This window comes from Pseudomonas sp. GL93 (assembly GCF_003408955.1).
Taxonomy (GTDB): domain Bacteria; phylum Pseudomonadota; class Gammaproteobacteria; order Pseudomonadales; family Pseudomonadaceae; genus Aquipseudomonas; species Aquipseudomonas paracarnis.
This window is the reverse complement of record NZ_NKRF01000048.1, coordinates 1-22,166: the sequence shown is the minus strand read 5'-3', so window position 1 is coordinate 22,166 and position 22,166 is coordinate 1. Positions and strand designations below refer to the sequence as shown.

16 protein-coding genes and 4 pseudogenes are annotated in these 22,166 nt (G+C 58.7%); 15 read left to right on the top strand and 5 right to left on the bottom strand.

Translation table 11 applies throughout. From position 1 onward, the window contains the following. Window positions 1–162: 162 nt before the first annotated feature. The 3 genes from CER19_RS07810 (at window position 163) to CER19_RS07800 (ending at window position 2,730) form a co-directional block, all read left to right on the top strand. Window positions 163–675, top strand: a complete 513-nt coding sequence (locus CER19_RS07810; RefSeq protein ID WP_133298319.1) for a hypothetical protein — start codon at window positions 163–165, stop codon at window positions 673–675. Between the two features lie 79 nt (window positions 676–754). Further along, window positions 755–2,113 (top strand): hypothetical protein, encoded by a 1,359-nt coding sequence (locus tag CER19_RS07805; protein WP_116666005.1) that lies wholly within the window; start codon window positions 755–757, stop codon window positions 2,111–2,113. An 86-nt stretch (window positions 2,114–2,199) separates the two neighbouring features. After that, entirely contained in the window at window positions 2,200–2,730 is a 531-nt protein-coding gene (locus CER19_RS07800; protein ID WP_116666004.1) for a MerR family transcriptional regulator, read from the top strand. Here CER19_RS07800 and CER19_RS07795 read toward each other — a convergent pair. After that, window positions 2,723–3,000: pseudogene (locus CER19_RS07795) on the bottom strand (DUF6124 family protein). The gene CER19_RS07800 and the pseudogene CER19_RS07795 overlap by 8 nt on opposite strands. Before the next feature lie 586 nt (window positions 3,001–3,586). Between CER19_RS07795 and CER19_RS07790 the strand changes: the two are divergent. After that, the gene (locus tag CER19_RS07790) at window positions 3,587–4,222 is read left to right on the top strand and encodes a lytic polysaccharide monooxygenase auxiliary activity family 9 protein (protein WP_116666002.1); all 636 of its coding nucleotides are present in this window, start codon (window positions 3,587–3,589) and stop codon (window positions 4,220–4,222) included. Window positions 4,223–4,262: 40 nt separating this feature from the next. Further along, window positions 4,263–5,264 (top strand): annotated as a pseudogene (locus tag CER19_RS07785) (chitinase); the annotation flags it as partial. Window positions 5,265–5,460: 196 nt separating this feature from the next. Here the strand turns inward: CER19_RS07785 and gudD are convergent. Beyond that, window positions 5,461–6,786, bottom strand: coding sequence for a glucarate dehydratase (gene gudD / locus CER19_RS07780; RefSeq protein WP_116666000.1), 1,326 nt, complete (start codon window positions 6,784–6,786; stop codon window positions 5,461–5,463). Window positions 6,787–6,805: 19 nt separating this feature from the next. Then, window positions 6,806–8,155, bottom strand: a complete 1,350-nt coding sequence (locus CER19_RS07775; RefSeq protein WP_116665999.1) for an MFS transporter — start codon at window positions 8,153–8,155, stop codon at window positions 6,806–6,808. A gap of 337 nt (window positions 8,156–8,492) precedes the next feature. Between CER19_RS07775 and CER19_RS07770 the strand changes: the two genes are divergently transcribed. From CER19_RS07770 to CER19_RS07735, 7 genes are all read left to right on the top strand, one after another. Continuing rightward, the gene (locus CER19_RS07770; RefSeq protein WP_116665998.1) at window positions 8,493–9,206 is read left to right on the top strand and encodes a FadR/GntR family transcriptional regulator; all 714 of its coding nucleotides are present in this window, start codon (window positions 8,493–8,495) and stop codon (window positions 9,204–9,206) included. Between the two features lie 10 nt (window positions 9,207–9,216). Beyond that, window positions 9,217–9,912 (top strand): tRNA (adenine(22)-N(1))-methyltransferase TrmK, encoded by a 696-nt coding sequence (locus CER19_RS07765; RefSeq protein WP_116665997.1) that lies wholly within the window; start codon window positions 9,217–9,219, stop codon window positions 9,910–9,912. Window positions 9,913–9,979: 67 nt separating this feature from the next. Continuing rightward, on the top strand, window positions 9,980–10,606 hold the full coding sequence (locus CER19_RS07760; protein ID WP_116665996.1) for a glutathione S-transferase family protein: 627 nt from the start codon (window positions 9,980–9,982) through the stop codon (window positions 10,604–10,606). Window positions 10,607–10,881: 275 nt separating this feature from the next. Continuing rightward, window positions 10,882–12,612, top strand: a complete 1,731-nt coding sequence (locus tag CER19_RS07750; protein WP_116665994.1) for an OPT family oligopeptide transporter — start codon at window positions 10,882–10,884, stop codon at window positions 12,610–12,612. Between the two features lie 110 nt (window positions 12,613–12,722). Beyond that, window positions 12,723–13,463: a BPL-N domain-containing protein gene (locus CER19_RS07745; RefSeq protein WP_116665993.1), complete on the top strand. Its 741-nt coding sequence runs from the start codon at window positions 12,723–12,725 to the stop codon at window positions 13,461–13,463. Window positions 13,464–13,601: 138 nt separating this feature from the next. Further along, window positions 13,602–15,008 carry an amino acid permease gene (locus CER19_RS07740; RefSeq protein WP_116665992.1) on the top strand — a complete coding sequence of 469 codons (1,407 nt, stop codon included), beginning with the start codon at window positions 13,602–13,604 and terminating at the stop codon, window positions 15,006–15,008. 22 nt (window positions 15,009–15,030) lie between these two features. Next, on the top strand, window positions 15,031–16,116 hold the full coding sequence (locus CER19_RS07735; RefSeq protein WP_116665991.1) for a GlxA family transcriptional regulator: 1,086 nt from the start codon (window positions 15,031–15,033) through the stop codon (window positions 16,114–16,116). A 243-nt stretch (window positions 16,117–16,359) separates the two neighbouring features. Here CER19_RS07735 and CER19_RS07725 read toward each other — a convergent pair whose 3' ends face one another. Together CER19_RS07725 and CER19_RS07720 are read right to left on the bottom strand one after the other, a co-directional pair. Continuing rightward, on the bottom strand, window positions 16,360–16,914 hold the full coding sequence (locus CER19_RS07725) for a cytochrome b (protein ID WP_116665989.1): 555 nt from the start codon (window positions 16,912–16,914) through the stop codon (window positions 16,360–16,362). A 206-nt stretch (window positions 16,915–17,120) separates the two neighbouring features. Then, window positions 17,121–17,324: pseudogene (locus CER19_RS07720) on the bottom strand (cupin domain-containing protein); the annotation flags it as partial. 873 nt (window positions 17,325–18,197) lie between these two features. Between CER19_RS07720 and CER19_RS29380 the strand changes: the two are divergent. From CER19_RS29380 to CER19_RS07705, 3 genes and pseudogenes are all read left to right on the top strand, one after another. Continuing rightward, window positions 18,198–18,386, top strand: a pseudogene (locus CER19_RS29380) (contractile injection system protein, VgrG/Pvc8 family); the annotation flags it as partial. 175 nt (window positions 18,387–18,561) lie between these two features. Beyond that, window positions 18,562–21,294: a type VI secretion system Vgr family protein gene (locus CER19_RS07710; protein WP_116665988.1), complete on the top strand. Its 2,733-nt coding sequence runs from the start codon at window positions 18,562–18,564 to the stop codon at window positions 21,292–21,294. After that, window positions 21,291–22,166 (top strand): phosphatidylserine/phosphatidylglycerophosphate/cardiolipin synthase family protein (locus CER19_RS07705; protein ID WP_133298318.1); only part of this gene is annotated, 876 nt, incomplete at its 3' end. The genes CER19_RS07710 and CER19_RS07705, both read left to right, overlap by 4 nt.

The window sequence follows — 22,166 nt, the reverse complement described above, 5'->3', positions numbered from 1 at the left end:
GACTACGAAGTGGCTGACAGAGTCCTACTGCTTGGTATTACAGATGCGGACTTCACGTTTTTAGGAAGTAGCTGGCTTACCTGAAGCTGTAAATCATGCAGTGTTGGAGCGTGAATCCTACTGAATGTGTCGACACTGACCTTTAATTAAAGGGTGATGATTATGGCGCTTATAAGTGCATCACTTAGTTCGAAGCCGAGGTATGACCTGTCTGGCGGTAGCTATTTAGTTTTTTTGCTGATCGGAATGACTTTTTACCCCTCTGGTGCAGTTAATGCGGAGGAAAAAATGATCAGTAAAACGGTCACGCCCACTGTTATCAACGTCATTTCTATCGGCGGGACTGGACTGGCCATTTTTAGCTTGTCCCCCACCGATTTTCCAGCCGGTTCCTTCGGCGTTCCCAAACAGTTGCTAGGGATTGATTGGAGCACGACCTCATACCCCGAAAACATAAAGGAAAGCGTTGAGCTGTGCTATTCGCGTCCCTATAACACCGCCCAGCGAACGTGTGTGCCGATTTGGCCTGGATCTTCCGGAACGTCGGCTGACTTCAATGATCAGCCCTTCGGCCAAGGTGCGGGCCTGACCATCAAGCATCATGTTTTGGGCGGCGGTGCACGATTGGGTTATCCCGCTGGCAGCGACACGGTGACAGTTCGGTATAGGGACTAAGTTGCGAGCCCCGCTCTCGATCAGCCTGCGGGGCTCACTTGCAGCTCAAAAGCGTTGTTAATTGATCGCGAGGCCATTTATGGTAACTATCAACGTTGATACGTCGTTAGCCAATAACCGCCTGGGTAGTACTGCTGTCCGTGACTTGAGCCCAGCCTCGGTGTTGCCTCTTCGAGACCCTATCGGCGCGCCTGCCGTTGTTGAAGCCGAGGCTGATAACACCTTATCGATCCTGGGGAGGCAACTAAGTGACGTTGCCAACCATGACGCCCGCATTAGTCAAGCAGACCCAGGCAACAACCTCTCCAATCCGCTCGATGCGATCAGCGACGAACGATACTTCGCTGACAAGGCTCAGCATGATGCTGAGGTTCCCGATACTCACGTTCTGGAGTTGCTTGAGCGCGCCAAGCAAGCCACCGCCTTCGCCAACGGTTTGGCCAGTAACCCTTTCAGAGGCCTTTCGGTCGATCAATTGACGCTGATTGCTCGCGACGAAAGCGGTACGTTCACCGTCAACGAACGGCGCGCAGCCTGGCAGGAGGTTCGCCTGAATGAACTGCGGGTCAGTACTTCTTCAGGTTCCGTCATCGGGCGTGAGCTTATGATTTCTCGGATTTTCCTGGGGCAGGAACCTGCGGTAGCCGAAGGCACCCTGACCTTTAGCAACATGGCCCAGAGCAGTTACGACTTCCTGACTCGTGATGATCGCAGCCTGTTGTCAGAGATGTACGCCTATGCGCAGGAGCAAGGAGCCGACTTGGCATATGTCGACATGCTGGCCTATGACCTCGGCAACTACCGCCATCACGACAATGGTCGCCAGCTCTTGAGCGGTAACAATGGCTACAATCAGGAGGGCCGTCGGGTGACGTTCAACTTCAAGGAGCATGATGTAACTACGGTGTCACGCATTCTGAACGGCTCGGCCATTGACTCTACCCGCCTCGAACAGGGTTTTTTACGTCATGTCCTGAACCCGGACTTCGGCGCGCTGAGCAACATGGGCAGCATTGCATTCCTTGAGCAGATGGTGCTGAAGTTTTCCAGTGCAGGTGCCACGCAAGCTTCGTTGGGCAGGGAGTTCGCGACTTACGCACCGATAAGTATCAACGACAATATGGTGGTCACAGTTGCTGAAGAGGTAACACTCACATTCGAAGAGCCCGTGCTTATCAACACGGATGGCATCTGGACTATCACCGAAAAAGGTAAAGCTGCGGGTTACACCATGGACCTGACCACCGGAAAACCGCATCGGGCGGTTGCGCCTTCAGTCGACGACAGGGAGCCGCGCAGCATAATAGAGGGGGCCGCGACCGACCCTTTGAAGACGCGCTCTCTGGTAGACACCGTTGCAGGCACCCCCGATCGGTCCACCACGCGATGGCGCTGGCCTGGGCATTTATTTGAATTGATGAAAAATCCAAAAACTTGAGGAGGGGGGGCAGTCACCCGCCTTGGCCGCCCAATGACTTTAGGTTTAAAGTCAACTTTAAGGTCAATGGTTTTTATGGATGGGACATGAGAATAGGCGAGTTGGCAAAAATCAGCGGGTTGGCGGCCTCACGCATCCGCTTTTACGAGGCGAGCGGCCTGATCCAATCGGTTGAGCGTAAATCCAACGGCTATCGGGACTATGCGCCCGGCACCGAGGCGGTGTTGGAGATCATCACAGGCGCTCAGGCGGCAGGTTTTTCTCTGGAGGAAATCCGGCAGTTAATGCCCAGAAGTGCCGGTGGTTGGCAGCATGACGCGCTGCTCAGCGGGCTCAAGCACAAGGTCGAGGAAATCGAGGTCCTGCAACAACGGCTGGCTCAGAACAAGGCTCAGTTGCTGAACGTCATCAAGGGCATCGAAGGTAAGCCCGAGGGCATGGCATGTGCCGAGAATGCGCAGATGCTGATTGATCGTCTGCGCGTGGAAGGGGTGGCTCCAGCTTCCGGGAGTCGTGCGCCAGACTCTGCCAAGAAAAAGGGCGCCCGCCAAGTCCCGGGGGGCTTGACCGGCGCAAAAGACGGTTCAGTGATCTTCCCGCGTGTTGACGTTAGCTAGCCGCCACAGCAGCCTCCCGCTCCATCAATTGATCCACCAACAACATTCCCAGTTCACTCAACTGATGAATCCCGAGGGCTACATCTTGTTGTTTACCTGTCAGCTCATCCGACAGGTCAAGCAACAATGCGGTAACCGAGGAAAAGGTTTCATAGGTATTGGCGATGAGTATTTCGTTGCCGGCGTCATCGGCAACGCTGAACAACGAGGAGGAGGGTGGTTGTGCCTGATCAAGCGCAAGGTTTGTATCGTAGGCGTGACTTTATACATATGCGTAATTCGTGAATGGGGGCGATACCTCGGGCTACTAAACCCGATCACTGATTTGTCAGCGACCGAGCCACCTTAGAGACGCCCATCCAAGCGCACAAGCCGACGGATTCTGACGCAACTGTAGGCAACGGAGCAAGGTGGTGCAGCGTGCTGTAGGACGGGTCTACCTCAACGCTGGCCCACTCACTGTAGGAGCGAGCTTGCTCGCGAAAAAATCCTGGGCGCCGCGTTTATTCTGGATGCGCACATTATCTTTACGTTCTTCGCGAGCAAGCTCGCTCCTACAGTGAGGGTGCTTTAGCTAAGTCCCTTTTTGTCCACAGAAACCATCCCTTACGAACGGGATCAAGCGATTTACAGAGAAGCTGTATTGATGTGCGCCTGGTCTTGTAGGAAATCGACCTCTGGTAGTGTAGGTGATTTTCCATTTTACTGGTTGTATATCCAGTGTTTTCGGGGCGACGCGCTCACGAACCGAAAATGAGTGAAAAATGGGCCTGTGGTAAAAAAAAGCTACTCCGTTAGGTTGAGGTCCTCTCCTTCAAGAAAGGAGAGTTCTTAATCAAATCAATGGAGTTACAAAATGAACAAACCACAAACCCAGACACCTCTTCGCCATGGTCGTGTCACATCCCCTGCCAGCCGTGGCGCAGTCGCCGTGGATCTCGGCCTGCTGGAGACCTGGCAGGTCAATGAAATGGAAGGCGGCAAGAACTTCCCCGCACTGACGGCCGGTCCGTTCCCGGCGCCTTATCAAACCGACAGTGACAGCGTCACCCCGCCAGCCGACGGCTTCATCCTCAGCGGTGGCAAGACCGATGCCCGTGACTGCGTCAACTTCACCCACGAGGAAATGGCCAAGAAACTTGGCCGTGCTTTCACTTGGCCGTTGCTCAATGTCGAGCCGGGTCAGACCTTCAAGGTCACCTGGGCATACACCGCGCCGCACACCACCCGTGGCTATCGCTGGCTGATCACCAAGGATGGCTGGGACTCGAAACAGCGCATTACCCGCGCACAACTGGAAACCCAGCCGTTCGCTGAAGACTTCTATGCCCAAGTGCCGTACTACAGCCATGCCGGCGAACTGAAGGCCAAGGTCAATCATGAAGTGAAACTGCCGGCCAACAAGAAGGGCCAGCATGTGATCGTATTGATGTGGATCGTCGCCAACACCGGCAACGCCTTCTATCAAGCCTTCGACGTGGACTTCAAATAAGCCCGCACCATTAAACCCACAGGTTCTGAAGGATTAGAACATGTCAAATATCGACTTTACCTCACTGCAATCTCCACTCAACGATGCCGCTTCGCTGATGCCGAGCATTGCCGGCAAAAAGATCCTCATGGGCTTCTGGCACAACTGGCCTGCCGGCCCGAGCGATGGCTACCAGCGTGGCCAGTTCGCCAATATCAGCCTGGCGGATGTGCCAAAGGATTACAACGTGGTGGCCGTGGCCTTCATGAAGGGCAACGGTATCCCAACCTTCAAGCCGTACAACCTGTCCGACGCCGAGTTCCGTCGCCAGGTGGGTGTGCTGAACAGCCAGGGCAGGGCGGTGCTGATTTCCCTTGGTGGTGCCGATGCACACATCGAACTGCATAAAGGCAACGAACAGCCACTGGCCAACGAGATTATCCGCCTGGTGGAAACCTATGGCTTTGATGGCCTGGATATCGATCTTGAACAGAGCGCGATTGATTTCGCCGACAACAAGACTGTCCTGCCCGCCGCGTTGAAACTGGTCAAGGATCACTACGCCGGTCAAGGCAAACACTTCATCATCAGCATGGCGCCGGAGTTTCCCTACCTCACTACCGCTGGCAAATACGTCGGTTACATCCAGGCGCTGGAAGGCTATTACGACTTCATCGCCCCGCAGTATTACAACCAGGGCGGCGACGGGATCTGGGTGCAGGAGGCCAACAGCGGCAACGGCGCCTGGATTGCCCAGAACAACGACGCGATGAAGGAGGACTTCCTGTTTTACCTGACTGAAAGTCTGGTGAGCGGAACGCGTGGGTTTACCAAAATCCCGGCAGACAAGTTCGTGATTGGCCTGCCTGCGAACGTCGATGCGGCTGCCACCGGTTATGTGATCAACCCAACAGCCGTGACCAATACATTCAAGCGTTTGCACGACAAAGGATTGTCGATCAAGGGCCTGATGACCTGGTCGGTGAATTGGGACAACGGGATCAGCAAAGACCACGTGCCTTACAATTGGGAATTCAGCCGCCGTTATGGTCCGCTGATCAATGGCACTGCTCTCTCTGGCCTTGAGGAGGATACGGCGGATCTCGAGGTCGCCAATCAGCAGTAGTGCGAAGAGACCTCTGGCAGACGTGCCAGAGGTCAAACAGCCAAGCTTCTGATCTGACTAAAATCCGATGCCTGTTTGGGCATCGGATTTTTTGCGTCACGCGCAAATTGCGCTGAGCGCTCATGACGCCGATTTACCGCACCAAACAAGGCCGCTTGTTATCAAAGCCCCAACCCGGAATCAAGAACTGCATCGCCACACTGTCATCCCGCGCCCCAAGGCCCATGCCTTTGTACAGTTCATGAGCCTTAGCCACCGCGTCCATATCGATATCCACACCCAGCCCAGGCTTGGCCGGCACCTTTACGTAACCCCCTTCAATCTTCAACGGTTCGCGCGTCAAGCGCTGGCCGTCCTGCCATATCCAGTGGGTATCGATGGCGGTGATCTCACCCGGGGCGGCCGCGGCTACTTGGGTAAACATCGCCAGGGAAATATCGAAGTGGTTGTTGGAATGCGAGCCCCAGGTCAGGCCCCAGTCGTTGCACATCTGCGCGACGCGCACCGAGCCCTGCATGGTCCAGAAGTGCGGGTCGGCGAGGGGGATGTCCACTGATTGCAGCTGGATGGCGTGGCCCATTTCACGCCAGTCAGTGGCGATCATATTGGTGGCGGTTTTAAGGCCCGTGGCGCGGCGGAATTCGGCCATGACTTCGCGGCCCGAGTAGCCGTTTTCTGCGCCGCACGGGTCTTCGGCGTAGGCCAGCACATGATGCTGGTCGCGGCACAGGCGGATGGCTTCTTTCAACGACCATGCGCCGTTGGGATCAAGGGGGATGCGCGCATCGGGAAAGCGCTCGGCCAGCGCGGTGACGGCTTCGATTTCGGCGTCGCCACTCAATACGCCGCCCTTGAGCTTAAAGTCGTTGAACCCGTATTTGGCCTTGGCCGCTTCGGCCAGGCGCACCACCGCGTCGGCGGTCAGGGCTGTTTCATGGCGCAGGCGGAACCAGTCGTCATCGGCGTCGGCCTCGTTGCGGTAGGCCAGGTCGGTGGCGTTGCGATCCCCCACATAGAACAGGTAGCCGAGCATCTTCACCGCGTCGCGTTGCTGGCCTTCGCCAAGCAAGGCGGCCACCGGCACTTCGAGGAACTGGCCCAGCAAATCGAGCAGCGCGGCCTCCATGGCGGTGACGGCGTGGATGGTGATGCGCAGGGCGAAGGTTTGCCGGCCGCGGCCCGCGCTGTCTCGGGACGCAAAGGTGCTGCGCATCTGGTTGAGGACGTGCTGGTACTGGCCAATCGGCTGGCCGATCACCAGGCTGCGGGCATCCTCCAGGGTTTGGCGAATGCGTTCGCCGCCGGGTACTTCGCCCACGCCGGTGTTGCCGCTGCTGTCCTTGAGGATGACGATATTGCGCGTGAAGTAGGGCCCGTGGGCGCCGCTGAGGTTCAGCAACATGCTGTCGTGGCCGGCAACGGGGATGACTTGGAAATGAGTAACGACAGGGGTATTCATGGCGCGTTCCTGGCTGAGTTCAAAGAGGTTTGCTGATGGCGGCGCCGCTGGGCACGCCCGGTACGGCAGAGGGTGAGGTCTTGGCAAAGAACACCAGGATGGCCGCGAGCACCGAGGTGCAGGCCAGGCCATACAGCCCGCCCTGGATCGAGCCGGTGGTCTGCTCCAGAAAGCCGAAGGTAGTCGGCGCCACAAAACCGCCCAGGTTGCCGATGGAGTTGATCAGCGCGATCACGGCGGCGGCGATGCGCACATCCAGGTAGCCCTGGGGGATCGGCCAGAACAGCGACGACGCGGATTTGAAACCGATGGCCGCAAAGCAAATCGCCACGAACGCGAAAATCGGCCCGCCAGTGGTGGACATGAACATGCCGGCCGCCGCGATCAGCAGGGCCGCGGCGACCCAGGCTTGCTGGAACTTGAACTTGCCCGACAGCGAGGCGAAGGCGTACATGGCAATGATCGAGATCAGCCAGGGGATCGAGTTGAAGAAGCCGACCTGCACATCACTCAGGTCGCCCATCTTCTTGATGATGCTGGGCAGCCAGAAGGTGGCGGCGTAGATCGTCAATTGGATGCAAAAATACAGAGCGCAGAACAGCAGGATCTGGCGGTCCTTGAGCAGCTTGCCGAGGGTCGGTTTGACCGTGGTCAGGGCTTCGCGATCACGTTGCTCCTGATCAATGGCGCCCACCAGCGCATCCTGTTCTTCGCGGCTCAGCCACTTGGCGTCATGGGGCTTTGAGTCCAGCCAGAACCACACGAAGAACCCCAGCGCCACCGAGGCCAGGCCCTCGATGCCGAACATCCATTGCCAGCCATGTAAACCAAAGCCTTCGATCTGCAACAACGCGCCTGACAAGGGGCCGGAGATCAACGACGCCACTGCCGAACCACTGAGGAAGATCGCGATGGCCTTGCCACGCTCCACGCCGGGCAACCAGCGCGTGAAGTAATAGATCACGCCGGGGAAGAACCCTGCCTCTGCCACGCCCAGCAAGAAACGCAGGATGTAGAAGTGGGTTTCGTTCTGGATAAACGCCATCAGCGTGGCGACGATGCCCCAGGTGAACATGATGCGGGTCAGCCAGATACGGGCACCGACTTTTTGCAGCAGCATGTTGGACGGCACTTCGAACAGCGCATAGCCAATGAAGAACAGCCCGGCGCCGAAGCCGTAGGCCGCTGCGCCGATCCCCAGGTCATGCTCCATGTGCGTGCGCACGAAGCCGATATTGACCCGGTCGATGTAGTTGAGGATGAACATGACCACGAACAGTGGGAGCACATGGCCCTTCACTTTGCTCACGGCGCGGGCGAGCACCGAATCACTTTCGGGTGTGACTGAGGCTGGGCTTGAATGCTTCACGAATGAAAACTCCCCCTGATTATTTTTATGCGGGTTTTATGTTTTGTTGCCAGACATCATACAAGTTGTTTTTTGAAGGCCGCAATCCTGTTAGGGGTGATTTTGTTCTTATAAGCCGGCGACGAGATTGGCTAATTTGGTTATTTGCTAGGTTTTGCTGGGATTTTTCGCTGTGTTGACGGCTCTGCGTGTACGCTTCTCTCAAAGCGAAGGTATTGGGGAAAAGGGGTTGATGATTGTGTTGTCATACAAGTTGAGTGTTTTTCGCCCCGGCCCGTCGCCGCGTTCGCTCAGGGTGATAAGCTCCCCCCCAGCCCAACCCCGTGGACCCGTCGCGATGCCCATTAAAAGCACACCGCCTGTGCGTAAACGCTCAACCAACCTGGCCCAGAGCGTGGTCGATGCACTGACCCAGCGCATCCTGCTCGGGCAACTCAAACCCGGTGAAAAACTGCCGTCTGAATCCACCATCGTGCTTGAGCATGGGGTGAGCCGCACCGTGGTGCGCGAAGCCTTGTCCAAGCTGCAGGCGTCGGGGCTGGTGGAGACGCGTCACGGCATTGGCACCTTTGTGCTGGAGCAGCACACGCAGCCGGGGCTGCGCCTGCATGTGGACACGGTCGCCAGCGTGCGCAACATGCTCGAATTGCGCCTGGGCCTGGAAGTGCAGGCGGTGGCCCTGGCCGCGCTGCGCAGAAGTGACGCGCAATTGGCCCACATGCGCCAGGCGCTGGACGACTACCAGGCCTCGCTGGCCAACAACGACAGTTGCGTGGAGGAAGACAAGCGCTTTCACCAACTGATCGCCGAGGCCACCGGCAATACCTTTTTTACCGACATCATGCTGCACCTGGGCAGCGGGATGATCCCGCGCGCCCAGGTCAAGGACGCCGAACGCGGCGGCGCGGACTTTGCCAAGCTGGGGCAGTTGGCGAACCTGGAGCACGAGGCGATCTACAACGCCATCAAGCGCCAGGACCCGGATGCCGCGCGGGCAGCCATGGTGCTGCACTTGACCAACAGCCGGGATCGATTTTCCGGGCAATCCTAAGGAACCCTCATTGAATCAACACACCTTGTCCATGCGCCTTGAGCGTGTGGCAGCGCACGTGCCAGCCGGCGCACGCCTGGCCGATATCGGCTCGGACCACGCCTACCTGCCGGTGGCCTTGATGCGTCGTGGCGCCATTGCGGCGGCTGTGGCGGGGGAAGTGGCCGCTACACCGTTTCACGCGGCCAACCGTACCGTGGCCGACAACGGCCTGGCTCAGCACATCACCGTGCGCCGGGCCGATGGCTTGGCGGCGATTGAAGCCGGCGATGACATTACCGCTGTCAGCCTGTGCGGCATGGGCGGCGAGACGATCCGCGACATCCTCGACAGCGGCAAGGCGCACCTCAATGGCCGGGAACGTCTGATTCTGCAACCCAACGGCGGCGAGCAACCCCTGCGCCAATGGTTGATGGACAACGGCTACCAGATCCTCCATGAGGAGTTGCTGCGGGAAAACCGCTTCTACTACGAAATCATCGTCGCCGAACGCACCGAGGCGAAGACCTATACCGCCGAGCAGCTGTACTTCGGTCCGTTGCAAATGCAGGCGCGTAGCCCGGAATTCCTTGCGAAGTGGCAACGTATACTGCGCGAGAAACGCAAGACATTGGCCAGCCTCGAACAAGCGCGGCAGGCGGTGCCCGAGCAGAAAGTGCAGGAGATCGTGCAGCAGGTGAAGTGGATCGATCAGTTGCTCGCCTGAGCCACATTCACGGCACTTCACCGCTACGCTGTAGTCTTCTCCTAAATCCCCCAAGGTGTTGCCCGCTATGATCACTGTTCACCACCTCAACAATTCCCGCTCACAACGTATCCTGTGGGTGCTTGAAGAACTGGGCCTGCCCTACGACATCAAACGCTACCAGCGCGACGCCAAGACCAACCTGGCGCCACCTGAACTCAAGGCCATTCACCCCCTGGGCAAATCCCCGGTGATCGAAGACGGCTCCCGCGTGCTGATCGAATCTGCCGCGATCATCGACTACCTGATCCGCCGCCACGGCAACGGCCAACTGCAACCCGACCCGGCCACCGATGCCTACGACAGCTATGTGCAATGGCTGCATTTTGCTGAAGGCTCGGCCATGTTGCCGTTGATGCTCAACCTCTACGTCGGGCGGCTGGGGGAAGCGGGCGCACCGCTGCATCCGCGGATTGAGTCGGAGCTGGCCAACTACCTGGGCTACCTGAATGATGTGCTGGGGCGCACGCCGTACCTGGTGGGCGACGCACTCAGCGGTGCGGATATCCAGATGAGCTTTATTGGTGAAGTCGCCCAGGCCCAGGGCAAATTGCAGGCCTACCCGAACCTGGCCGCGTGGCTGCAAAAGCTCCAGGCGCGCCCGGCATACCGCAAGGCGGTGGAGCGGGGCGGGGAATACGCGTTCGCCAAATAACCAGGCTTGTGTGGGCGCTGGCTCGCAGTAACAGATGCAGCGACTGACACACCACCGTCTGTAGGAGCGAGCTTGCTCGCGAAAAACGTCAACGATAACGCGTGCTGCCTGAATAGGCGCGGCGCCTGTGGTTTTTTCGCGAGCAAGCTCGCTCCTACAGAAGGTGGCCAGGGCTTGCCCCTTCCCGGTTTTACAACCCGCTTCGTCAGGTGAACCTTCGGGTCTCCCGGTGCTCACTTAAAAGGTGGCACTGGCTTTTCTCGAAAGGAATCTGCATGCACTCCACCTCCTCAAGCGTCCCGGTAGAACGCGAACTGAGCCTGCGGGCAGTCATCACCGGGATCGTGCTGGGTATCCTGCTGACCCCTTCCAATGTATACGCAGGCTTGAAGATCGGCTGGTCGTTCAATATGTCGATCATCGCCTTACTGATCGGCTATGGCCTCTGGCAAGGCCTGGCCCGTCGTTCCGGCGAGCACCTGCCGTGGACCCTGCACGAGAGCAATATCAACCAGACCGTAGCCTCTGCCGCGGCGTCGATCATTTCCGGCGGGCTGGTCGCGCCCATCCCGGCCTATACCCTGCTCACGGGCAACCAGCTGGCGGCGCTGCCGATGATCGCCTGGGTGTTTTCGGTGAGTTTCCTGGGGATCTGGATCGCGTGGTACCTGCGGCCTTCATTGCTCAATGACAAGGCGCTGAAGTTTCCCGAAGGCATGGCCACCCTGGAAACCTTGCTGCACATCTACAACCATGGCCGCGAAGCCGCCACGCGCTTGAAAGTGCTGCTCGGCGCGGCGCTGTTGTCCGGGTCGGTCAAGTGGGTAGATACCTTTATGTGGGCCTTCCCGCGCTGGTCGCCGAGCCCCGCGTTGGAGCGCCTGACCTTCACCGCAGACCCTTCGCTGCTGTTGCTGGGGTTCGGCGGCATCATCGGCATTCGCGTGGGCCTGACCCTGCTGCTCGGCGCCTTGCTGGCCTGGGGCGGGCTGGGGCCGTGGCTGTTGGCCAACGGGTTGGTGAGCCTGCCCGCCGACAGCAACGGTCCGCAATTTGCCGCGCTGGTGGAATGGCTGCTGTGGCCCGGGGTGAGCCTGATGGTGTGTTCCACCCTGGCGTCCCTGGCGATTCGCCTGTGGGCATTGCATCGCTCGACCCGGGCGTCTGGCGGCACGCCGTGGGCGGTTCCCAAGCCCGGGCCTGCCGTGGGGTTTGTCTTGGCGATCGCGCTGGTGGTGAGCCTGCAAGCGCTGTTGTTCGGTATTAACCTGGGCATGGCGCTGCTGACCATTCCCTTGGCGATCTGCTTGGCCGCCGTGGCGGCGCGGGTGGTGGGAGCTACCGGTATTCCGCCGATTGGCGCCATCGGGCAACTGTCCCAGCTGAGCTTTGGCATCGTTGCGCCGGGCCAGGTGCCGATCAACCTGATGAGCGCCAACACCGCCGGCGGTTCGGCGGGGCAGTGCACAGACCTGATGAATGACTTCAAGGTGGGCAAGGCGATTGGCGCGACGCCGCACAAGCAAGTGATCGCCCAGATCCTCGGGGTTTTTGTCGGCAGCATCGTCGGCGTATTCGCGTACCTGGCGTTGATCCCCGACCCTCAAACCATGCTGCTCACCGAACAATGGCCAGCCCCGGCCGTCGCCACCTGGAAAGCCGTGGCTCAAACCCTGACCCACGGTTTGGACTCACTGTCCCCCAGCATCCGCTGGGCCATCGGCATTGCAAGCCTGTTCGGCGTGCTGCTGGGCATACTCGACAGCACATTACCCACACATCGCGCCCGCTATCTGCCAAGTGCGGCAGCCCTGGGACTGGCTTTTGTCTTGCCTGCGTCGGTGTCGCTGATGATGGCCCTGGGCGCGATCATGACCTGGGCCGTGAGCTGTCGCTGGCCGAGCGTGACGCAGCGCTTTGCGATCACGGCAGCGGCGGGGCTGATAGCCGGTGAGAGTATTACCGGAGTAGGCGCGTCGTTATGGCAGATGCTGGGAAGTGGATGAATAGCCGACGTGGATTTACAACTCTTCACGAATTCAAAAGGCTCATCGTTATAGGCTTGGCGCTGCGATCACTGGATCAAACCCATTCAACTGAGCGTTGAGCCTGCCCCATGAAACTGCCTGCCCTCGCTGCCACGTTTCTCGCCGTTGCTACGCTGCACCCTTTACCCGTGCACGGCGCAGGCCCCATCACCCATGTCGCCATCTACCGTGGCCCGGCAGGCTGCCCGGATTGCTCGGAAAACGTGAAAACCGCCCTGCAGCGTCTGAACCCCAATTACCGGATCGACTTCGTCGGTGCCGATGAACCCGTCGACATCACGCCAAAAAATCTCGCGCGCTATGACCTCTACGTGCAACCCGGTGGCGGCCAGGACATCCCGGCCGCCCTCGACAGTCTGGGCGATGCACGCGCCGAAGCCATCCGTGGTTACGTCGCCAACGGCGGCCGCTACCTGGGCCTGTGCATGGGCGCCTACCTGGCCGACGACAACAACCTCGGCCTGATCCCTCAGGCGCTCGACACCGAAGCCGGCCGCCCCGGTTTTGAAGTGGCCGGTATCGATGACGCCGCCGTGCGGGTGACGTGGGACGGGCAGCCTGACCATGTGTTCTACCAGGACGGCCCTTACTTCCCCAAAGCCAGCGCCGCGGCGCCCTACAAGGTCATCGCGACCTACCACAATGGCGACGTGGCGGCGGCGCGATATACCTATGAACGTGGGGTAGTGGTGTTAAGCGGGCCTCACCCGGAAGCCGGGCGAGAGTGGTTTGAAAATGCCGATATCGAGCTGAGCAAGATGCCGCGTGGAGAGCTGTTCGGGCCGTTGATACGCAGCGCGCAAGAGTAGGGCGCCACGCTCGTCACTTCAGGGGGCCACCCTCACAAATGTCGATATCAGACACGATGGTGGCGTAATCAGGCTACTTGCGCCTGGCCTCGGGCACTTAAGGTGAGGGTCATTGGCCGCCCGAGAACAACAAAAACAATGACTAGCCTCAACTGCAACGATTCCAACGGTCAGCTGGCGCAGGGTTTCAAGCCGCGTCACGTGACCATGTTGTCCATCGCCGGCATCATCGGTGCGGGGTTGTTTGTCGGCTCCGGACACGCCATCGCCGCCGCGGGACCGGCGGTTTTACTGGCTTATCTGTTTTCCGGCCTGCTGGTGGTGCTGGTCATGCGCATGCTGGGGGAAATGGCGGTGGCGCGCCCGGACACCGGCTCGTTTTCCACCTACGCCGACCAGGCCATCGGCCCTTGGGCGGGGTTCACCATCGGCTGGTTGTATTGGTGGTTCTGGGTGCTGGTCATTCCCATCGAAGCCTTGGCCGCCGGGCACGTGCTCAACCAGTGGTTCCCTCAGGTTGATGCGTGGCTGTTTGCCTTGGTTTCAATCGTTCTGCTGGTGATCACCAATCTGTTCAGCGTGGCCAAATACGGCGAATTCGAATTCTGGTTCGCCATGGCCAAGGTGATTGCCATCGTCGGCTTTATCGGCCTGGGCTTCAGCGTACTTATGGGCTGGATCCCGGATCGCGAAGCCAGCGGCTTGAGCCGCTTGATGGAAGAACACGGCGGGTTTGCCCCCAACGGCCTGTCGGCAGTGGTGGGCGCGTTCATCACCATCATGTTCAGCTTCATCGGCACTGAGGCGGTGACCATCGCCGCAGCCGAATCGAGCAACCCGGCGCAGAACATCGCCAAGGCCACGCGCTCGGTGATCTGGCGTATCGGCGTGTTCTACCTGCTGTCGATCTCCGTCGTGATTTCCGTGGTGCCCTGGAACGACCCGCTGCTGGCGTCCGTGGGTTCCTATCAGCGTGCACTGGAAATTATGAACATCCCCAACGCCAAATTCATGGTCGATGTGGTGGTGTTGATCGCGGTAGCCAGTTGCATGAACTCCTCGATCTACATTTCCTCGCGCATGTTGTTTTCCCTGGGCAAACGCGGCGATGCGCCACCGGCCCTTAAAATCACCTCGAAGGCGGGCGTGCCCCGGGCGGCGGTGATCGCCAGCACCATCATCGGTGCGGGCATTACGTTGCTGAGCTACTTCATGCCTGCCGGTCTGTTCCAGTTCCTGCTCGCCAGCTCCGGCGCCATCGCGTTGTTGGTGTACCTGGTGATCGCTATCTCGCAACTGCGTATGCGTCGCTTGCTGCTCCGGCAAAACGTCGAGTTGACCTTTCGCATGTGGCTGTTTCCCTGGCTGACTTACCTGGTGATCGTGTTCATCTGCCTGGCCCTGGGGGTGATGATGGTGACGCCGGAACATCGCACCGAAGTGTCCTCGACCATTGGCCTGGCGTTGGTGATTTCCTTCATCGGCCTGGTTACGGCGCGCCAGCACAACCGGGCACCCAAACCGGTGGCGCTGGAACATTCCTGATCACGCCTGTGGGGTAGCGGTGATGGAAACCGAGGCACCTGTTTGCCAGACCATCGGCTTTTTGCTGCTGGACCAGTTCACCCTGATATCGCTCTCGTGTGCGGTCGAGCCGCTGCGCATGGCCAACCAATTGGCGGGCGAAGAACTCTACCGTTGGCAAACCCTCAGCCTGGACGGCCAGCCGGTGTGGGCCAGCGATGGCGTATCGGTGACCCCGGATGCGTGCGCGCAGGACCAGCGCGGCTTCGATGCGGTGATCGTGTGCGGCGGCGTCGGCATTCAACAGGCTATCAGCCCTGCGCTCATCGCCTGGTTGCGCAGCCAGGCGCGCCTGTACTGCAAACGTCTCGGCGCGGTGTGCACCGGCAGTTGGGCACTGGCCCAGGCGGGGTTGCTCGATGGCTTCCAGTGCAGCGTGCATTGGGAGCTGATGGCGTCGATGCAGGAGGCGTTCACCCGCGTCAAGGTCAGCTCCAGCGTGTTCACGCTCGATGGCAACCGCTTCACCAGCTCCGGTGGCACTGCGCCGCTGGACATGATGCTGCACCTGATCGGCCGCGATCACGGGCACACGCTGTCGGCGGCGATTTCCCAGATGTTCGTGTACGAGCGCATTCGCAACGAGCGCGACCACCAACGCGTGCCGCTCAAGCACCTACTCGGCACGCAACAGCCCAAGCTGCAAGAAGTGGTCGCCCTAATGGAATCCAACCTGGAAGAACCCATCGACCTCGACGAACTGGCCGCCTATGTGCACGTGTCCCGCCGCCAGTTGGAGCGCATGTTCCAGAAGCACCTGTACTGCACACCATCACGCTATTACCTCAAACTGCGCCTGACCCGTGCCCGCCAGTTGCTGATGCAGACGCCCATTTCGATTGTCGAACTGGCGGTGATTTGCGGCTTTGTGTCCACGCCGCATTTTTCCAAGTGCTACCGGGATTTCTTCGGCGTGGCGCCCAGCGATGAGCGCTCGGACATGCGCCTGCATCCGCCGCCTGCGTTACGGCCAGAGGGGCAACCCCTGGCCCCGCAACAGCCCAGGAATGTACTGGAGCAGGCGCGTGACGAGCCGACGTTTGCCACGGTGCAGATTCAAAGGCGATAGGGCTTGGCCCCCTGTGTACACGGCGCCCTTGCCATAAGTATCGACACAACGTGGACGCTGTAGGAGGAGCTTGCCCCAATGCCAGTTGTAGGAGCGAGCTTGCTCGCGAAAAACTCACAGGCGCCGCGTTCATTCAGGAAGCACGCTTTATCGCAGTGAAAAGGAGACGGATTCATTTCTAGAAAATAAATCTGTCCCCATTTCGTCCGTCCCCATTTCGTCCGAGAAGCTGGCCGCGCCGTTTCAGTGCTTGCGTCCCCCTCTTGTCATGCGCTGCAGTACCTGAGCATCGCCCTGCCAATAGTGCACGATGACTGCTGCGACATGCCCCAGGATAAGCACCAGCATTGTCCAACCCAGCAAACTATGAAAGTTGCTGCCCAGGTCAACCATCCACTGGATTTTTTCCCCCTCGAACCCGTCCATGACCGGTACGCCAAACGCAGAAAAAGCCCGGCCGGATCCGTACTGGCGAATCATCCCGATAAGCGGGATCAGGAACATCAGAGCGTACAGCATCCCATGCACGGTGGCGGCGACACGGCTTATGCTCGGTGGGCGCAGGTGTCGGCTCAGCAGACTCCAGCCGGCACGTAGGACCAGCAGTATCAGCAATAACAGCCCCACGGGTTTGTGAAAGGGCCACAACCATTTATCCAGCGTAGAGTCCGACGCCAGGTAGTGGGTTATGGCTGAGCAATAGATCCACGCAAATAACAAGAACATCAGCCAATGCACTGCGCGACTTACCGAGTCGTAGTGTTCATTTGGCTGAAGAGGGGGGGCGCAAGTCGTCATTGTTCTGTCCTTCTGGCGAGTCGCATCGCGTTCTTTTTTAAGCGCATTGAGGCGCTGTTTAATGAAAAGTGGCCAGAGTGAGTCTGGCGGCGACCCGATCATATACAACGAGACACCGGCAGCGGCTGTGTCGAAACATAAAGAAAAGATGCATCCTGCAAATGATGATCTGGAGGCCCAAGTGCATTGGCGTAGCCTGTTCAAATCTACCGATCATTTTCGGCCGTACGCTCCCCACCTTCGTGCCCGGTGTTCAATACGCCCCGTGGCTCAATCATCATCAGCTTGGCTTCGCCCTCGGCGGCGGTCCTGTGCTCGATGCCACGTGGCACCACGGGGCCGCCCGGCAGGTCGATACGCAGCGTGCCTTCGAGCACCAGAAAGGCCTCGTCGGTTTCCGGGTGCGCGTGGTTGGGCGGGTTGCTGTAGGTGAGTCATGCTGAGCCTTCCTGTCGGTGAGAAGGTCAGACTATCCGGGCGGCAGATCAGAGGCCTGTATGAACCTGCAAGGGCACTGGGTAGCCAAATGCCGCGTGCGCCGGAGGGGGGGTAGCGGGAGTTTGGCGATCCGCTAACGAGTTTTGGATTATGCAAGGTTTTGCGAGAGAAATTGTAATGAAGTTTTATTCGGCTATTCATACAAAAAACTCGTTCTCCCGTACGAACTGACAGTTCAGTGTGTAGGACGTTTAATTGATTTAAACTTGAAAACAATAATTTTTCCCTGTTTGTTGTAGGAATAAGAGTATTAAGCACGATATTTTGCCTGGTTGAATAATTGCCTGTCCGAAATGGCGGTGCAATGATGTAGGAAATTTCCTTGTGTGTTGTGATCCTTTGATGTCGCCTGGCGAGACACTTCGAATATTTGAATATGTATGACGTCTTGATCTTTTTTAAAACTCAATGCAATACTCTTTAAACATTAGGTTTAATCAGCAATCTTGCAGGCGCTCCTCAGGCAAAAAAATGACGGGACGCGCTGTCTTGTCTATGTGGAATGCCTGAATTGAGCGTCTCTAGCGATGGCGGCCGGTGTCTCAGGTTGAACAGAGGGTTTGAACTCGCGCAAAAGCCTTCACAGTAGATGCACATGCCTGATTTCACTTGAAAGTACTTTGAGTGTTACCTCTTTAACTCGTGGCTATGAGGGCGCAGCAACATCAGCAATAGCTTCTATTGTCGGTGCGATACATAACTTTGTTGCTCTGCTAACGGAAACTTAATGGCGGCCGGGTCAAGGTTGTGCCAACTGTCACGGAGACTTGCATATGCTTAATGAACTGCGCACCTTGCATGGCGTGGTCACCGGCTTCAAACGTTTGTCTGGCGCCCTCGACGAAGCCCGCTACAAAATCACCCTCGAACCGCGTCTGGCTTTGCTCAATCGCGGCCAACAATTTCGTATCAACCAACACCAATCGGTGCCGCAGATTGTCGAAAGCGTCTCGTGCAACACCCGCGACGAACGACTGAACATCGACGTGGTGGTCGAGGTGGCTACAGATTGGGTTGACGGGGTGACCTCTCACCACAAAGGGGACCCCGCCTGTCAATTGATAGCGTTCACAATTGTTCGCAGGACATGTACTTACCCCCGCGATAGCGTCAACCCTTTACCTATCGTGTCGCCATGGAGGCCCGAACATGCTCAATGAACTGCGCACCTTCTTTGACCACAGCCGGCACAAACTCACGGTTCGCAACGTGGCCGCGGTGCTCGACGTTCTGGCCTTCAAAGGCCACGAAGGCCTGAGCCAGCCGTTCAACTACCGCGTCGAATTCACCTGCATCGACGGCGACCTCAGTGCCGACACCTTATTAGGCAAAGACGCCAACTTCAGCCTGCACGGCCCCGGCCTAAACCCCGGCATGGCCGCGCTCAAAGCCGTGGGTATTGACGTACCGCCGGTCAAGCCACTGCGTACCTTGCACGGCGTGGTCACCGGCTTCAAACGCCTGTCCGGCTCCCTCGACGAAGCCCGCTACGAAATCACCCTCGAACCGCGCTTGGCCTTGCTGGCTCGCGGCAAACAATTTCGTATCTACCAACACCAGTCAGTGCCGCAGATCGTCGAAAGCATCCTGCGCAGCCGCCATGATTTCGAAGGCCAGGACTTCCTCTTCAACCTGGTACGCGAATACCCCAAGCGCGAACAAGTCATGCAGTACGACGAAAGCGACCTGGCCTTCATCTCGCGCCTGCTGGCCGAAGTCGGCATCTGGTACCGCTTCACCCGCGACGAACGCCTGAACATCGACGTGGTGGAATTCCACGACGACCAACGCCACTACCAATTCGACGTGCAACTGCCATACCGCCCGCAATCGGGCATGAACAGCAGCGGCGAGGACGGCGTATGGCGCCTGCAATCCAACCACAAGGTGGTGGAGCAACACGTCAACATCCGCGCCTACCACCACCGCGTCGCCAACGCCCACCTCGACGGTGACGTCGACCAAAGCCGTGGCGCCAAAGGCACCTACGGCGAGGCCTACCACTACGCCGAGCCCTACAACCTCATCGGCGACCGCTACGACCAGGACGAAGACCTGCAAAGTGAAAGCGGCTACTTCTACGCACGTCTGCGCCACGAACGCTACCTCAACGGCCAGACCCAACTCAGCGGCATCAGCAGCAGCCCCAGCCTGACCCCCGGCCAAGTCCTGAAAATCTCCGGCGGCGCGCCCAACGCCTTCACCCCCGGCGCGGTTATCACCCAAGTCACCACCCACGCCGCCCGCGACCGCAGTTTTGAAGCCAGCTTCCAGGCCATCCCGTATTCGGAAACCGTGTGCTACCGCCCGGCATTGCTGCCCAAACCCCAAATCGCCGGCACCGTCCCGGCCCGCGTCACCAGCCCCAAGGAACACGACCCCTACGGCCACATCGACCTCGAAGGCCGCTACAAAGTCCACTTTCTGTTCGACCGCGACACCTGGAAACCCGGCGAAGAAAGCCTCTGGCTACGCCTGGCCCGCCCCTACGCCGGCGACACCCACGGCCTGCACCTGCCACTGCTGGCCGGCACCGAAGTCGCTATCGCCTTCGAACAAGGCGATCCCGACCGGCCATATATCGCCCACGCGTTGCACGACAGCCAACACGTCGACCACGTGACGTTGGGTAAACGCGACTACACGCGCAACGTGCTGCGCACGCCAGCCAACAATAAGCTGCGCATGGAAGACTTGCGCGGGCAGGAGCACGTCAAGCTCAGTACCGAGCACAGTGGTAAGAGCCAGCTGAATCTGGGGCATTTGGTGGATGCCGAGAAGAAAAAACGCGGCGAAGGTTTTGAACTGCGCACTGATGGTTGGGGCGCGATTCGTGCGGGTAGCGGCATTTTTATCAGTGCTGATACGCAGCCTCGGGCCAACGGCCAGATGTTGGAAATGAGCGCTGCATTAGGGCATTTGCAACAGGCCGCAGACCAGTTGGAGGGGTTGTCAAACGATGCTCAGGCTGCCAAAGCCGATCCGGCTGATGTGCAAACGCAAATAAACCTGCTCAAACAAGACATTGAACAGCTTGCATCGTCCGTGCTGCTCCTGAGCGCGCCTCAAGGCATTGCCTTGACCAGCGGCAAGCACTTGCAGTTGGCGGCACAGAACAACCTGATGCTCAACGCCGGTGGCGAGGCGGATATCAGCGTGGTCAAGCGCCTGTTTATCGGCGTGGGGCAAGGAGTAAGTCTGTTCGTGCGCAAGCTGGGCATCAAGTTGATCGCCAACCAAGGGCCAGTAAAGATCCAGGCCCAGAACGATATGCTGGAAGTATTGGCCCGCAACGGGCTGAGCATCACCAGCACTGAAGATGAAATCCGCATCGTCGCGAAAAAGAAAATCACCCTGAACGCGGGCGGTAGCTACATTACCTTGGATCAGAGCAGCATCGAGTCGGGCCCGGCAGGGGATTACAACGTGAAGTCGGCGCACTTTGACTACCTGGGCCCAGCCACTATGAACGCCACGCACCCTGACTTTCCGCAGAGCTTATCCAAAGAAAAAGTGCGACTGCGTGTACCACAAGTCGCCAATGCTTCCAACCTGGGCTGGGCCGGAATGCCTTACACCCTATACGCCGATGGCGCGTTGCTTAAAAAGGGGGTGCTGGACGACACCGGGCACTTGATGGTCGACCACCAGGTCGTGACTCAAGGTTACCGGCTGGAAATGGCTAACGGTGTGAGTTACCAGATTCCGGTGCCAACGGAGTACCGCAATGCCGAGCAAGCGCATATGGCCAACAGTGGTTTGCATCATCATGCCTCGCAAACCGACGCCGGTGTACGCCAGCCCAACTCACACACCGACCACCGAGCGTTGTACACGTCTGTGATGGAAGGCGCCCGAGGCGAGAAGGGAGACCAACAATGAATCAAGCTCAATCCGACATCGTGGTGCCCCTTGCCCTCCAGCACACCCAGGAGGCGACATGCAGTGCACCCTGGTTTGTGTGTGATACCGAATACCATCCCGCCATGGCGGCTTATTTCCCCTTGGTTAACGGCGAGGAAGCCTTCAAGGCCTTACATGAGGCAATCGCAGCGGCCAAAAAGACCGTAGATATCATCTGCTGGGGCTTCCAGCCGTCGATGTATTTCATCCGCGACGGCAGCGCGCCCAGTATCGGTGATCTGCTCCGGGCCAAGGCGTCGAAAGGTGTCAAGGTGCGTGTGCTGGGTTGGGAAATGCCGTTCAACAGTGCCGGGCTTGCAGGGGAGGCTAACCTGCCAGGTAAAGGCTTTATTCGCATCAAGGATCGGGCGCTTCAGAGCTCTACCCGGCAGCAATACCACGATGATCGCCAGTGGTTTATCGATTGCGCGGTCGCAGACGGTAAGGCTGCCAGGCGCGGCAATGACAAGATTCCGTTATTTGTCAGCCGTGGCTTCAGCTTACGCGAGCGGGCCGAAATTGATCACTGGGTGAAGTACGCCAGCCTCGATCCGCACATCAGTAGAAAAATGCGCTTCGCGTTGAAAGCTTTCGCGACTCATCACCAAAAGAGTGTGTTGGTCGATTACGAGTTGGGCGACTGCGCTGTCGGCTTTGTCATGGGCCACAACATGCTCGATGAGTATTGGGACAAGGACGGGCATTCGGCGTTAAATCGTAGCCCAGACAGCAAGCCGGCTCCCAACATGGGAGCACGTGGTAATCAGCCACGCCAGGATATATCCAGCCAGATCAGCGGCCCGATTCTGGAACATTTGCACCATAACTTTGCGACTGCCTGGCTCAAGGAG